Annotated in this window: 11 protein-coding genes; 5 read left to right on the top strand and 6 right to left on the bottom strand. The window is 71.5% G+C overall.

What is annotated here, in order from left to right; all coding sequences use genetic code 11:
- Window positions 1-68 precede the first annotated feature (68 nt).
- On the top strand, window positions 69-344 hold the full coding sequence (locus AB0G32_RS33855; protein ID WP_361172334.1) for a hypothetical protein: 276 nt from the start codon (window positions 69-71) through the stop codon (window positions 342-344).
- 414 nt (window positions 345-758) lie between these two features.
- Here the strand turns inward: AB0G32_RS33855 and AB0G32_RS33850 are convergent, their stop codons facing one another.
- Both AB0G32_RS33850 and AB0G32_RS33845 read right to left on the bottom strand, forming a co-directional pair.
- Entirely contained in the window at window positions 759-1,436 is a 678-nt protein-coding gene (locus tag AB0G32_RS33850; RefSeq protein ID WP_361172331.1) for a response regulator, read from the bottom strand.
- Complete coding sequence (locus AB0G32_RS33845; protein WP_361172328.1) at window positions 1,433-3,034, bottom strand: sensor histidine kinase; 1,602 nt, start codon at window positions 3,032-3,034, stop codon at window positions 1,433-1,435. The genes AB0G32_RS33850 and AB0G32_RS33845 overlap by 4 nt, the downstream gene beginning before the upstream one ends.
- 145 nt (window positions 3,035-3,179) lie before the next feature.
- Between AB0G32_RS33845 and AB0G32_RS33840 the strand changes: the two genes are divergently transcribed.
- From AB0G32_RS33840 to AB0G32_RS33825, 4 genes are all read left to right on the top strand, one after another.
- Window positions 3,180-4,568, top strand: coding sequence for a cation:dicarboxylase symporter family transporter (locus AB0G32_RS33840; protein ID WP_361172325.1), 1,389 nt, complete (start codon window positions 3,180-3,182; stop codon window positions 4,566-4,568).
- A 166-nt stretch (window positions 4,569-4,734) separates the two neighbouring features.
- Complete coding sequence (locus AB0G32_RS33835) at window positions 4,735-5,133, top strand: MerR family transcriptional regulator (protein WP_361172322.1); 399 nt, start codon at window positions 4,735-4,737, stop codon at window positions 5,131-5,133.
- A gap of 11 nt (window positions 5,134-5,144) precedes the next feature.
- Window positions 5,145-5,459, top strand: a complete 315-nt coding sequence (gene trxA / locus AB0G32_RS33830) for a thioredoxin (protein WP_361172402.1) — start codon at window positions 5,145-5,147, stop codon at window positions 5,457-5,459.
- A gap of 165 nt (window positions 5,460-5,624) precedes the next feature.
- On the top strand, window positions 5,625-7,847 hold the full coding sequence (locus tag AB0G32_RS33825; protein WP_361172399.1) for an ATP-dependent DNA helicase: 2,223 nt from the start codon (window positions 5,625-5,627) through the stop codon (window positions 7,845-7,847).
- A 205-nt stretch (window positions 7,848-8,052) separates the two neighbouring features.
- Here the strand turns inward: AB0G32_RS33825 and glgB are convergent, their stop codons facing one another.
- From glgB to AB0G32_RS33805, 4 genes are all read right to left on the bottom strand, one after another.
- The gene (glgB, locus tag AB0G32_RS33820) at window positions 8,053-10,560 is read right to left on the bottom strand and encodes a 1,4-alpha-glucan branching enzyme (protein ID WP_361172319.1); all 2,508 of its coding nucleotides are present in this window, start codon (window positions 10,558-10,560) and stop codon (window positions 8,053-8,055) included.
- A 37-nt stretch (window positions 10,561-10,597) separates the two neighbouring features.
- Window positions 10,598-11,989 (bottom strand): maltokinase, encoded by a 1,392-nt coding sequence (locus AB0G32_RS33815; protein WP_361172316.1) that lies wholly within the window; start codon window positions 11,987-11,989, stop codon window positions 10,598-10,600.
- Window positions 11,990-12,064: 75 nt separating this feature from the next.
- The gene (treS, locus tag AB0G32_RS33810) at window positions 12,065-13,768 is read right to left on the bottom strand and encodes a maltose alpha-D-glucosyltransferase (protein ID WP_361172313.1); all 1,704 of its coding nucleotides are present in this window, start codon (window positions 13,766-13,768) and stop codon (window positions 12,065-12,067) included.
- The coding region (locus tag AB0G32_RS33805; RefSeq protein WP_361172310.1) for a DUF3459 domain-containing protein at window positions 13,765-14,184 on the bottom strand (420 nt) is incomplete at its 5' end. The genes AB0G32_RS33805 and treS, both read right to left, overlap by 4 nt.

Here is a 14,184-nt window from a genome sequence, read left to right as displayed (position 1 = left end):
CGGGGGCGAGCACTTCCCCGAGCGTCTATGCCACCGCCCCCGGCAAGGGGGGTCCCTGCAAGGCGACGATGGATCACATCACCGACGTCGGCGCGAAGATATCCGCCGACGCGAAGGACCGGGACAAGGCCGCGGCCGATCTCCAGGACGCCGCCGACCAGTTCACGGCCGACGCCGAGAAGATCAAGAATCCGGAGGCCAAGAAGGCCGCGAAGCAGCTCGGTGATGTCTACGACGGCCTTGCCGACAGCGCCGAGCACAACCGCAGCCCTGATCTGAAGACCCTGCCCAGCAAGGTCCAGAGCGCGGTCACGGCGCTGTCCACCTGCGCGGCCGGCGAGTGACCCGCCGGCCTCAGCCGCTGTACGACACACCAGCACTTCACGCGTGCCTCCCCGAGACTCGGCGTGCGGTGCAGGCGTTGTCGTGGCGGTCGGTGCCTGTGACCGGTGTTTGATAAGTGGGGCTTCGGAGTGAGTGAGCTCCCCACCGTGTGCCGAAGGCGAGTTGACGCCCGACAGCGCGGTGCGCGTGTCCCTGCGGTACCGGGGCGGGGAACTGGGCGTCGTCCTCCGCGACCGGCATGCCCGGCATGACCGCCCCGGCTCGGCGCCGCCCGTGACGCGCGGCGGCGGGGCGCGTTGCGGGTATTGGGGCGGGTGGTGCGGGCGCGTATTAGGGGGAGTGGGGGTTCGGGGAGGGACCGGGGACGGGACGCGGATGCGGGCCGTGCTGCCCGGGGTGTGAAGCCGGCGCGGCTACCGCCCCCGCACCCACCGGTACTGCAACTCCGGCCGCCCCACCGCCCCGTACTGCGGGTGCCGCTGTGCGCGGCCGGTGTCGACCAGGTGTTCCAGGTAGCGGCGGGCGGTGATGCGGGAGATGCCGGTCTCCTCGGCCAGGGCGGCCGCCGTCAGGCCCTCCTCGGCGGCGCGCAGCGTGTCCCGTACCCGCTGGAGGGTCGGTGCGCTCAGGCCCTTGGGCAGGGACGCCGGGCCCGGTGGACGCAGGGTCGCCAGGGCGCGGTCCACCTCGTCCTGGCCGCTCGCCTCGCCGGCGGCCTCCCGGAACTCGGCGTAGCGGACCAGGCGGTCGCGCAGGGTCGCGAAGGTGAACGGCTTCAGGACGTACTGGACGACGCCCAGGGAGACGCCCTCGCGGACCACCGTCAGGTCCCGCGCCGACGTCACCGCTATCACGTCGGCCCGATGCCCGGCGGCGCGCAGCGAACGCGCCAGTTGCAGACCGTGCACGTCCGGCAGGTGCAGGTCGAGCAGGATCAGGTCGACCGGCGTGCGGTCCAGCACCCGGCGGGCCTCCGCGCCGGAGTGGGCCTTGCCGACGGCGGTGAACCCCGGCACCCGGCCCACGTACATCACGTGCGCGTCGGCGGCGACCGGGTCGTCCTCGACCACCAGGACGCGGATGGCCGTCATGCCCGTACCGCCGTCAGCGGCAGCTCCGCCGCGAAGGACGCCCCGCCGCCCGCAGCCTCCGTCACCGTCAGGGTGCCGCCGTGCCGGTGGACGGCCTGGCGGACCAGGGCGAGGCCCAGGCCCCGTCCGCCGGGGCCGGCCGGCTTGGTGGAGAAGCCGCGCTGGAAGAGCAGGTCGGCGTGGTCCGGGTCGACCCCGGGGCCGGTGTCGGTCACCCGTACCACCAGCCGGTCCCGGTCCGTGTACGCCGTCACCGTGACCCGCGCCCGCACCCCGCCCTGCGCCGCGTCCACCGCGTTGTCGATCAGGTTGCCCAGGATGGTGACCAGGTCGCGGGCGGGCAGGGACGGGGGGAGCAGGCCGTCGTCCAGGCGGGAGTCGGGGGAGACCACCAGTTCCACGCCCCGCTCGTTGGCCTGGGCCGTCTTGCCCAGCAGCAGCGCGGCCAGAACGGGTTCGCCGACGGCCGCCACCACCTGGTCGGTGAGCGCCTGGGCCAGTTCCAGTTCGGCGGTCGCGAACTCCACGGCCTCCTCCGACCGGCCGAGCTCGATCAGCGACACCACCGTGTGCAGGCGGTTGGCCGCCTCGTGCGCCTGGGAGCGCAGCGCCTGGGAGAAGCCGCGCTCCGAGTTCAGCTCGCCCATCAGCGACTGGAGCTGGGTGACGTCGCGCAGGGTGACGACCGTGCCGCGCCGCTCGCCGCCGGAGACCGGGGAGGTGTTCACCACCAGGACGCGGTCGGCGGTGAGGTGCACCTCGTCCGTCCGCCGCTCGGCCGCCAGCAGCGCGCCCGTCAGGGGGGACGGCAGTCCCAGTTCCGCGACCGGGGCGCCGACCACCGCACCGCTCACCCCCAGCAGCTCCCGGCCGCCGTCGTTGATCAGCGCCACCCGGTGCTGTCCGTCCAGCATCAGCAGCCCCTCGCGCACCGCGTGCAGCGCCGCCTGGTGGTAGTCGTGCATCCGGCTCAGCTCGGCCGCGTTCATGCCGTGGGTGTGCCGGCGCAGCCGCGCGTTGATGACGTACGTGCCGATCGCGCCGAGGGCCAGCGCGCCCGCCGCCGCTGTGAGCAGGGCGGTCAGCTGTTCGCGGGCCAGCTTGCTGATCTCGTCGACCTTGATGCCGGCGCTGACCAGGCCGACCACCCGCTCCCCGTCCCGGACCGGGGTGACCGCGCGCACCGACGGGCCGAGCGTGCCGGTGTAGGTCTCGGTGAAGGTGCGGCCCTCCAGCGCCGGCTCTATGTGGCCCTGGAAGGTGCGGCCGATCTGGTCGGTGTCGGGGTGCGTCCAGCGGGTGCCGTCCGGGCTCATGATCGTGACGAAGTCGACCTCGGTGTCCGCCATGACCCGCACCGCGTACGGCTGGAGGCGCGCCGACGGGTCCGGCGTGGCGATCGCCTCCCGCACGGACGGCGAGTCGGCGATCGACAGGGCGACCGCCCGCGCCTCGCGCCCGGCGGCGTCCTCGGCCTGACCCCGGTCGTTGACGTACGTGAACACCGCGTACCCCGCCACCAGCACCGCGATCAGCACGGCCTGCACGGCGAAGAGCTGTGCGGCCAGGCTGCGGGGGCGGGGGACGCGGAGGTGCATGCCGTCAGTGTCTCTCCTGGCCGCGCGGTGAACTAAATGAACGAAAGGGTGACCGCGCTCACAGGGCGCGAGATAGTCACCGGGTTCCCCCACCCCGGACGTGAGCCGCACGCCGGTGACACCGACGTCGCCAAGGAGGGCCGCCGTGACCAGCGCAGCCGATACGGCACCAGCCGCACCCCCCGCCAAGCGGGACCGCACCCACTATCTCTACATCGCGGTGATCGTCGCGGTCGCCCTCGGTATCGCCGTCGGCCTGATCGCGCCGGACTTCGCGGTCGAGCTGAAGCCGATCGGTACCGGCTTCGTCAATCTGATCAAGATGATGATCTCGCCGATCATCTTCTGCACGATCGTGCTCGGCATCGGTTCGGTCCGCAAGGCCGCGAAGGTCGGCGCGGTGGGCGGTATCGCCCTCGTCTACTTCATGGTGATGTCGCTGGTCGCGCTCGCCATCGGGCTGGTCGTCGGCAACATCCTGGAGCCGGGCACCGGCCTCGCGGTCACCGACGCGATCAAGGAGACCGGGCACGCGCAGGTCGACGCGGAGGCCAAGAACACCACCGAGTTCCTGCTCGGCATCATCCCGACCACGATCGTCTCGGCGTTCACCGAGGGCGAGGTCCTCCAGACCCTGCTGATCGCCCTGCTCTGCGGGTTCGCGCTGCAGGCCATGGGCAACGCCGGGCAGCCCGTGCTGCGCGGCGTCGAGCACATCCAGCGGCTGGTCTTCCGGGTGCTCGCCATGATCATGTGGGCGGCGCCGGTCGGCGCGTTCGGCGCGATGGCCGCCGTCACCGGTTCGGCGGGTGTCGATGCCCTGAAGAGCCTGGCCGTGCTGATGCTCGGCTTCTACGTCACCTGCATCCTGTTCGTCATCGTGGTGCTGGGCGCCCTGCTGAAGATCTGCACCGGCGTCAATGCGCTCTCGCTCTTCAAGTACCTGGGCCGGGAGTTCCTGCTGATCCTGTCCACCTCGTCCTCGGAGTCGGCGCTGCCGCGCCTGATCGCCAAGATGGAGCACCTGGGCGTCAGCAAGCCGGTGGTCGGCATCACCGTCCCGACCGGCTACTCCTTCAACCTCGACGGCACCATGATCTACATGACCATGGCCTCCCTGTTCATCGCGGACGCCATGGGTACGCCGATGTCCATCGGTGAGCAGATTCCGCTGCTGCTGTTCCTGTTCGTCGCCTCCAAGGGCGCCGCCGGGGTCACCGGCGCGGGCCTGGCGACGCTGGCCGGCGGCCTCCAGTCGCACAAGCCCGCCCTGGTGGACGGCATCGGCCTGATCGTCGGCATCGACCGCTTCATGAGCGAGGCCCGCGCCCTGACCAACTTCGCGGGCAACGCGGTGGCCACCGTGCTGATCGGCACCTGGACCAAGGAGATCGACCGGGCCCGGGTCGACGAGGTGCTGGCCGGACGCATCCCGTTCGACGAGCGGACCCTGCTGGACGACGGGCACGGCTCCCAGGAGGCCGGCCTGCCCGAGCAGGGCAGCAGCGGTGACAAGGAGCTGGCCAAGGCCTGACGGCCCCACCGGCACTGGCCCCACTGGCCCCACCGGCCCCACGACCCCGGGCGGCTGAGATCCCCCCGTCGCTCAGCCGCCCGGTCCTCCTCCCCCGACTGTTTGCCTTGACTGTTCGCCTTGACTGTTTGCCTTGACGTCCGCGTCAAGGCATACGTTCGTCGGTATGCGAATCGGCGAGCTGGCCGCACGCGCCGGGACCACGACGCGCACGCTGCGGTACTACGAGGCCCGCGGGCTGCTGCCCGCCCGGCGGGACGACCACGGGCACCGGACCTACGACGAGCGTGACGTGAAGCTCCTGGAGCAGATCAGGACGTTGCGGGACTTCGGGTTCGACCTGGAGGAGACCCGGCCGTTCGTGGAGTGTCTGCGGGCCGGGCACCCCGAGGGCGACTCCTGCCCGGCGTCGCTCGCGGTGTACCGGCGCAAGCTGGCGGAGCTGGACGCGCTGATCGGCGAGCTGCGCGGGGTGCGGGCCACGGTGGCCGGGCAGCTGGCGCGGGCCGAGGCGGCGGCTGCGGAGTGTCCGCAGCCGCGCTGCGAACTGGGAGGACACGCATGAAGATCAATGGGGTGGCCGAGGTGACCGACGCGGATTTCGCGGCGGAGGTGCTCGGGGCCGAATTGCCGGTGCTGGTGGAGTTCACCGCCGACTGGTGCCCGCCGTGCCGGCAGATGGGCCCGGTGCTCAGCGCGCTGGCCGAGGAGGAGTCCGGGCGGCTGCGGGTCGTCCAGCTGAACGTGGACCAGAACCCCGACACGACCAACGCGTACAAGGTGCTGTCCATGCCGACCTTCATGGTCTTCCGGGACGGTGAGCCGGTGCGGTCCATGGTGGGCGCCCGGCCCAAGCGCAAGCTCCTGGAGGAACTCTCCGAAGTCCTCTGACCGACCGTAAACGACAAAACCCCCGAGCAATTGCGCTCGGGGGTTTTTCACGCGTACATTAGGTGGTTCGCGACTTTATACTCGTATGAGCCGCATGGAAGTTCATGAGCACAGTATATCCGGGCGGGAGTAGAATTGTCAAACACCGAATTTCCGGACGATGAATTGCGGCAGGAGCAGGAATTCATCGACGGACTGTACGCGCGTGTGGACGCGCTGCGCGGCGACACCGAGTCCTCGGTCACCGACGCGCTCGCGCAGGGCAACACCCCCATGCAGGCCCGGCTGGAACGGGACATCCTGGTCGCCGAGCGCTCCGGGCTGCTCGCCGCGCTCAACGCGGTGGACGGCTCGCTGTGCTTCGGCCGGATCGACCTCACCTGCGGGGACGACCACCACATCGGCCGGATCGGACTGCGCGCCGACGACGCCGAACGCACCCCGGTCCTGATCGACTGGCGGGCCGACATCGCCCGCCCCTTCTACCTGGCCACCGGCCACACCCCGATGGGCCTGCGCCGCCGCCGGCACCTCACCAGCGAGGGCCGCCGGGTGACCGCGCTGCACGACGAGATCCTCGACCTCGGCGACGCCACCCGCACCGGGCACGAGGACCCGGCCGGCGACGCCGTACTGCTGGCCGCGCTGAACTCGGCGCGCACCGGCCGGATGGGCGACATCGTGCAGACCATCCAGGCCGACCAGGACCGCGTCATCCGCGCCCCGCACCGCGGTGTGCTGGTCGTCGAGGGCGGCCCCGGCACCGGCAAGACCGCCGTCGCCCTGCACCGGGCCGCGTACCTGCTCTACGAGCACCGCGAACTGCTCGCCAAGCGCGCCGTGCTGATCGTCGGCCCGAACCCGGCCTTCCTCGGCTACATCGGCGAGGTGCTGCCCTCACTGGGCGAGACCGGCGTGCTGCTGGCCACGGTCGGCGAACTGTTCCCCGGGGTGAAGGCGACGGCCACGGACACCCCCGAGGCGGCGGCGGTGAAGGGCCGGGCCGGGATGGCCGACGTACTCGCCGAGGTGGTCCGGGCCCGGCAGGCACTGCCCGAACCGGTGATCGTCATCGAGCACGAACGCGAGATCCTGATGCTCGACGACGACCTGGTGAGCGTCGCCCGCGAGCGCACCCGGGCCGCGAAGCTGCCGCACAACGCGGCCCGCGAACACTTCGAGGGCCACATCCTCAACACGCTCACCGATCTGTACGCCGAGCGCATCGGCACCGACCCCTACGACGGCGGCAGCCTGCTGGACGCCGCCGACATCACCCAGATCCGCGACGACCTCGCCGAGAACCGGGAGGTCTGGTCCGCCATCGCCCGGCTCTGGCCGAGGATCACCCCGCAGCGGCTGATCGCGGACTTCCTCGCCGCGCCGGAGGACTTCCTGCCCGCCGAGGACGCCGCCGCCGTACGCCGCCCGGTGACCCGGCGCTGGACGGTCGCCGACGTACCGCTCCTCGACGAGGCCGCCGAACTCCTCGGCGAGGACGACCGCCTGGCCCGCGACCGCGCCGCCCGCGAGCGCGAGACCCAGATCGCCTACGCGCAGGGCGTCCTGGACGTCTCCTACGCCTCGCGGACCTACGAGTTCGAGGACAAGGACGAGGAGGACTCCGAGGTCCTGTCCGCGCACGACATCATCGACGCCGAGCGGTTCGCCGAGCGGCAGGAGGAGGACGACCACCGCAGCGCCGCCGAGCGCGCGGCGGCCGACCGCACCTGGGCCTTCGGCCACATCATCGTCGACGAGGCACAGGAACTGTCGCCGATGGCCTGGCGGCTGCTGATGCGCCGCAGCCCGACCCGCTCGATGACGCTGGTCGGCGACCCGGCGCAGACCGCCGAGGCGGCCGGTGTCGGCTCCTGGTCCAAGATCCTCGCCCCGTACGTCGAGGACCGCTACGAGCACACCCGGCTCGGCGTCAACTACCGCACCCCCGCCGAGATCATGGAGCTGGCGGCGGCCGTGGTCCGCGCCGAGCACCCGGCCTTCGAGCCGCCCAGCTCGGTACGGTCCACCGGCGTACGGCCCTTCGTGCGCGCGGTCGACGACCTCCCGGCCGCGGTGGCCGACGCGGCCGCCGAACTCACCCCCGCCGAGGGCCGCCTCGCCGTCATCGCCCCGCGCGACCTGCATGAGCGGATCGCCGCCCGGCTGGACGGCGTCACGGCGGGCACCGAGCCCGACCTGACCCGCGGGGTCGTCCTCCTCGACCCGCGCCAGTCCAAGGGCCTGGAATTCGACTCCGTACTGGTGGTGGAGCCGGACCGGTACGGGACCAGCGACCTGTACGTGGCGCTGACCCGGGCCACCCAGCGGCTGGGGGTGCTGCACACGGGGGCGTTGCCGAAGGGCCTGGAAGATTCCGCCTTCTGACTGAGACCGGCCGCCGCGCCGAAATACCGCGCGGGAACACGTGCGGCGGCCGACACCGTCCTTCACCAGGATTTCGCATCCGAGGCAAGGGTGTGGAGGGAATGCAGCCCGCCCGCGAACGCGGCAGCCGCTGGACATTCCCCGCATCCTGAAACTGCTGCGGGAGATTCCCGAACTGGCCCAGACACTGGCCGAATCCTGAGCCTCAGGCCGGCCGCAGCCACACCGTCGCCAGTGGTGGCAGCGTCAGCCGGATGCTCGCCGGGCGGCCGTGCCAGGCCTGGGGTTCCGGCTTGACCGGGCCCGGCTGGGTCACGTCGGAGCCGCCGTAGGCCGCGGTGTCCGTGTTGAGGACCTCCGTCCAGGCGGGGACGTCGTCGGGGACGCCCAGGCGGTAGTCGGGGCGGACCACGGGGGAGAGGTTGGAGACCGACAGCAGCGGGGCGTTGTCGGTGTCGCGGCGCAGGAAGGCGAAGACGTTGTCCTCGGCGGCGTCGCCGACCACCCACTCGAAGCCGCCGGGGTCGGTGTCGCGGCACCACAGGGCCGGGGTGTCCCGGTAGACCGTGTTCAGGTCCCGGACCAGGGCGAGGACGCCCCGGTGGTCCGGTTCGGCGCCGTAGCCGGGGTCGAGCAGCCACCAGTCCGGGCCGGTCGCCTCCGACCATTCGGCGCCCTGGGCGAACTCCTGGCCCATGAAGAGCAGTTGCTTGCCGGGGTGGGCCCACATGTAGGCCAGGTAGGCGCGCACGCCCGCGCGCTGCTGCCACCAGTCGCCCGGCATCTTCGACACCAGGGAACGCTTGCCGTGGACGACCTCGTCGTGGGAGATGGGCAGGACGTAGTTCTCGCTGTAGGCGTACACCATCGAGAAGGTCATCTCGTGGTGGTGGTACTTGCGGTGCACCGGCTCGTGCGCCATGTACTGGAGCGAGTCGTGCATCCAGCCCATGTTCCACTTCAGGCCGAAGCCGAGGCCGCCGAAACCGCTCGGGCCCTTGTGGTGGGTGGCGCGGGTGACGCCGTCCCAGGCGGTCGACTCCTCCGCGATCGTCACGACGCCGGGCGCCCGCCGGTACACGGTGGCGTTCATCTCCTGGAGGAAGGCCACCGCGTCCAGGTTCTCCCGGCCGCCGTGCTCGTTCGGCGTCCACTGGCCCGGCTCGCGCGAGTAGTCCAGGTAGAGCATGGAGGCGACGGCGTCCACCCGCAGGCCGTCGATGTGGAACTCCTCGCACCAGTACACCGCGTTGGCGACCAGGAAATTGCGCACCTCGCGGCGGCCGAAGTCGAACTCCAGGGTGCCCCAGTCGGGATGCGCGGCCCGCAGCGGGTCGGAGTGCTCGTACAGCGGGCGCCCGTCGAACTCGGCCAGCGCCCAGTCGTCGCGCGGGAAGTGGGCCGGCACCCAGTCCATCAGGACGCCGATCCCGGCCTGGTGCAGCCGGTCCACCAGGTACTTGAAGTCGTCCGGGTCGCCCAGCCGGGCGGTGGGCGCGTAGAAGCCGGTGACCTGGTAGCCCCACGAGCCGCCGAAGGGGTGCTCGGCGACCGGCATCAGCTCCACATGGGTGAAGCCCAGGTCGGCGACGTAGGCGGGGAGTTCCTCGGCCAGTTCGCGGTAGCCGCGGCCGGGCCGCCAGGACGGCAGGTGCAGCTCGTAGACCGAGAACGGCGCCTCGTGCGCGGGCGTGCCCGCCCGCCCGGCCAGCCACTCCTCATCGCCCCACTCATGGCGTGAGGCGTGCACGATCGACGACGTGTCGGGCGGCACCTGGGTGCGGCGGGCCATCGGGTCGGCGCGCAGCGTCCGCGAGCCGTCCGGCCGGGTGATCTCGAACTTGTACAGCTCGCCCTCGCCGACCCCCGGCAGGAACACCTCCCACACCCCCGAGGACCCCAGCGACCGCATCGGATGGCCGGTGCCGTCCCAGAAGTTGAAGCCGCCGGCCACCCGGACGCCGCGCGCGTTCGGCGCCCACACCGTGAACCGGGTGCCGGCCACGCCCTGCCAGGTCATCGGGTGCGCGCCGAGCGCCTCCCAGAGCCGCTCGTGCCGGCCCTCACCGATCAGATGCAGGTCCAGGTCGCCCAGCGTGGGCAGGAAACGGTAGGCGTCCTCGGTCTCGTGCACGGCGTCGTCGTAGGTGACGAGGAGGTGGTACGACGGGACATCCTGGACCTCCGGGAGCGGCAGCAGCGCGGAGAAGAAGCCGTCGCCGTCGTCGTGCAGGCCGGTCCGGGACTCCGCTCCGGTGACCACGGACACCGCCCGCGCGTACGGCCGGAAGACGCGTACGGCGATCCCGCCGCCGGGCAGCGGATGGGCGCCCAGCACGGCGTGCGGGTCGTGGTGCGTGCCGGCCAGCAGCCGGTCGCGGTCGGCGGCGGGGAGCGCGGGGGAGGGAGGGGGCTCGGTCATGCGCTGGGCGGGGACCGGCTTCTTCCGGGCGGGGGGCGTCTTCTGCGCCGCCTTCTGCGCCGACTTTTGCACCGACTTCTGCGCCGCCTGCTGCACCGGCTTTGTCGCGGCTGCCTTTTTCGCGGTCGCCTTCTTGGCCGTTGCCTTCTTCTGCTCAGCCGTCGTCTTCCGCTCAGCCGCCTTCTTGGCGGCCACCTTCTTCTGTACGGCCGTCTTCTTCTGCTCAGCCGTCTTCTTCGCTGCCGTGTTCTTCTGTTCAGCCGTCTTCTTGGGGTCCGGGCGGGGGGTCACAGGGAGAGCCTCCTAGAGGTCGAGCCGGTCAGGCCGGTCAAGCCGGTTCGGACGCGGCCAGGCGGCGGGCCGCGGACAGCGGGACCGGGAGCCAGTCGGGGCGGTGCCGGGCCTCGTACACCACCTCGTAGACCGCCTTGTCCGTCTCGCAGGCGCGCAGTAGCACCGGATCGGTACGCGGGTCGACACCGCCGGCCGCCGCGTACCCGGTGCAGTACGCGGCCCGGCAGGCCGCCGCCCAGCCCGGTGGCGCGTCGGCCGCGTGCGCGGCGTAGTCGAAGGAGCGCAGCATCCCGGCGATGTCCCGGGCCGGCGGCTGCGGCAGCCGGCGTTCGGCGAGCGGCCGGGCCGGCTCGCCCTCGAAGTCGATCAGCGACCACTGTCCGGCCGGGGACCGCAGGCACTGCCCGAGGTGCAGATCGCCGTGGACCCGCTGGGCGGTCCAGGTACGGCCCTCGGCGGCCAGCGAACCCAGCGCCGTGTACGCCGAGCGCAGCCCCGGCGCGTACGGCAGCAGCGCGGGCACCGCGTGCACCGCCTGGTCGAGCCGCTCGGTCATCTGGGCGACCAGTTGCTCCAGGTGACCGCGGCCCAGGGTGACGGTCGGCAGGGCGGCGGCCAGCGCCGTGTGCACCTCGGCGGTGGCCCGGCCCAGCTCCCGCGCCTCGGCGGTGAAGTCCTCGCCCTTGGCCAGTTCCCGCAGCGCCAGCTCCCAGCCGTCGGCCGCGCCCTGGACGAAGGGCTGGAGCACGCCGAGCACCCAGGTCTCGCCGGCCAGGTCGGCCGTCATCCACCCGGCCGGGGCCGGCACCCGGGGGCAGCCGGCCCGGGCCAGCGCCAGCGGCAGTTCCAGGTCGGGGTTGACGCCCGGCACGATCCGGCGCAGCAGCTTCAGGATGAACGTGTCGCCGAAGACGACCGAGGAGTTGGACTGCTCGGCGGTCAGCAGCCGGGGGGTGAGCCCGGTACGGATCTCCTGGTCCGGGGCCCGTTCGAAACGAAGCCCGCCGACCCGGGCCCGGCTGCGCAGTGCCTCCAGGACCAGTTCGGCGGGCCGGTTGTCGTACAGGGCGTCGTAGACCGTCCGATCGGTCAGCGGGCCCTGGCGCACATGCCCGATCAGCGCGGGCGCCAGCCGGGGCGGCAGCGCCTCGCGCACGCCTATCAGAAGCTGGTAGACGTCGCCCGGGTGGCCGGGCGCGGCGGCGGCCGGGACGTCCGGCTGGTGCGCGCGCAGCAGGACGTGCAGCAGGCCGAGGCGGGCGGTGGCGGGCAGCAGTTCGGTGGCGGCGACGAGGGTGAAGCCGGTGACCGGGCGGCCCTTGCCCGCGAACCACCGCTGCCGCGGCAGCCACTCCCGCAGCAGGGGGTCCAGTGAGGCGAGCAGATCGGGGGTGCTGGTGGCGGTACGGGTGTCGGCTTCCGGCATGGCGGCGCGTTCCCTTCCGGCGATTACTGTTGCGTGCCCCGGGCGGGGCGGCGGAAACCGCCCCGCCCGCGGCTTTCAGGCCCGGTCCTCCGCGCGGAGCCGGAACCAGTAGAAGCCGTGGCTCGCGAGGGTCAGCAAGTAGGGCAGCTCCCCGATGGCCGGGAAGCGCACCCCGCCGAACAGTTCCACCGGGTGGCGCCCGCGGAAGGCGCTGAGGTCGAGCTCGGTGGGCTGCGCGAACCGGGAGAAGTTGTGCACGCACAGCACCAGGTCGTCCTCGTACTCGCGCAGGAAGGCGAGCACCGCCGGGTTGGTGGACGGCAGTTCGGTGTACGAGCCGAGGCCGAAGGCCGGGTTCTGCTTGCGGATCTCGATCATCCGGCGGGTCCAGTGCAGCAGCGAGGACGGCGAGGACATCGACGCCTCGACGTTGGTCACCTGGTAGCCGTAGACCGGGTCCATGATCGTCGGCAGGAAGAGCCGGCCCGGGTCGGACGACGAGAACCCGGCGTTGCGGTCCGGTGTCCACTGCATGGGGGTGCGCACCGCGTCGCGGTCGCCGAGCCAGATGTTGTCGCCCATGCCGATCTCGTCGCCGTAGTACAGGATCGGTGAACCGGGGAGGGAGAGCAGCAGGGCGGTGAACAGCTCGATCTGGTTGCGGTCGTTGTCGAGCAGGGGCGCGAGCCGCCGCCGGATGCCGATGTTGGCGCGCATCCGGGGGTCCTTCGCGTACTCCGCCCACATGTAGTCGCGTTCCTCGTCGGTGACCATCTCCAGGGTCAGCTCGTCGTGGTTGCGCAGGAAGATGCCCCACTGGCAGCGCGACGGGATGGCCGGGGTCTTGGCGAGGATCTCCGAGACCGGGTACCGCGATTCCCTGCGCACCGCCATGAAGATGCGCGGCATGACCGGGAAGTGGAACGCCATGTGGCACTCGTCGCCGCCGCTCGGATAGTCGCCGAAGTAGTCGACGACGTCCTCGGGCCACTGGTTGGCCTCGGCCAGCAGCACGGTGTCCGGGTACTGGTCGTCGATCTCCTTGCGCACCCGTTTGAGGAAGGCGTGCGTTGCCGGAAGGTTTTCGCAGTTGGTGCCCTCCTCCTGGTAGAGGTACGGCACCGCGTCCAGCCGGAACCCGTCGATGCCCAGGTCCAGCCAGAACTTCAGCGCGGAGATCATCTCCTCCTGGACGGCCGGGTTCTCGTAGTTGAGGTCCGGCTGGTGGGAGAAGAACCGGTGCCAGTAGTACTGCTTGCGCACCGGGTCGTAGGTCCAGTTGGACGCCTCGGTGTCGACGAAGATGATCCGCGCGTCCTGGAACTGCTTGTCGTCGTCGGCCCAGACGTAGTAGTCCCCGTAGGGGCCGTCGGGGTCCTTGCGGGACTCCTGGAACCACGGGTGCTGGTCGCTGGTGTGGTTCATGACGAAGTCGATGATCACCCGCATGCCGCGCTGGTGGGCGGCGTCGACGAACTCCACGAAGTCGGCCAGGTCGCCGAACTCGGGCAGTACGGCGGTGTAGTCGGAGACGTCGTAACCGCCGTCCCGGAGCGGTGACTTGAAGAACGGCGGGAGCCAGAGGCAGTCCACGCCGAGCCATTGGAGGTAGTCGAGTTTGGCGGTCAGGCCCTTCAGGTCGCCGACGCCGTCGCCGTTGCTGTCCTGGAAGGAGCGGACCAGGACCTCGTAGAAGACGGCTCGTTTGAACCAGTCCGGGTCCCGGTCCCCCGCCGGGGTGTCCTCGAAGGTGTCCAGTACGGGCTCATTGACGATCATGTTGTGGGTGACCCTCCGATCTGCGGGGTGGACGGTCGCAGAACCGCGAAGACGTGCGCGGGCCGACGGCCCGGTTCGAGGCGCACATAGTTGGCCCTGCCCCAGTGATAGGTCTCACCGGTGAGCTCGTCGCGCACCGGTACCGACTCGTGCCGGTCCAGGCCGAGTTGCGGCATGTCCAACGAGACCGTGGCCTCCTGGGTGTGGTGGGGGTCGAGGTTGACGACCACCAGAACCGTGTTCGAGCCCTGCCGCTTCGAGTAGGCGATCACCTCCTCCTTGTCGGTGTGGTGGAAGTGCAGGTCGCGCAGTTGGCGCAGGGCGGGGTGGGTGCGCCGGATGTCGTTCAGGCGGGTGATGAGCGGGGCGAGGGTGCGGCCCTCGCGGGCGGCGGCGTCCCAGTCGCGTGGTTTGAG

Origin of the sequence: Streptomyces sp. NPDC023723 (assembly GCF_040639815.1) — a bacterium.
Taxonomy (GTDB): domain Bacteria; phylum Actinomycetota; class Actinomycetes; order Streptomycetales; family Streptomycetaceae; genus Streptomyces.
This window is presented reverse-complemented; position numbering and strand designations above follow the sequence as displayed.

Excerpts from the sequence above, each read along its gene's own strand:
- AB0G32_RS33835 (WP_361172322.1), top strand. The coding sequence starts at position 4,735 with ATGCGAATCGGCGAGCTGGCCGCACGCGCCGGGACCACGACGCGCACG.
- treS (WP_361172313.1), bottom strand. The coding sequence starts at position 13,768 with ATGATCGTCAATGAGCCCGTACTGGACACCTTCGAGGACACCCCGGCG.
- AB0G32_RS33850 (WP_361172331.1), bottom strand. The coding sequence starts at position 1,436 with ATGACGGCCATCCGCGTCCTGGTGGTCGAGGACGACCCGGTCGCCGCC.
- AB0G32_RS33845 (WP_361172328.1), bottom strand. The coding sequence starts at position 3,034 with ATGCACCTCCGCGTCCCCCGCCCCCGCAGCCTGGCCGCACAGCTCTTC.
- AB0G32_RS33855 (WP_361172334.1), top strand. The coding sequence starts at position 69 with ATGGATCACATCACCGACGTCGGCGCGAAGATATCCGCCGACGCGAAG.
- AB0G32_RS33815 (WP_361172316.1), bottom strand. The coding sequence starts at position 11,989 with ATGCCGGAAGCCGACACCCGTACCGCCACCAGCACCCCCGATCTGCTC.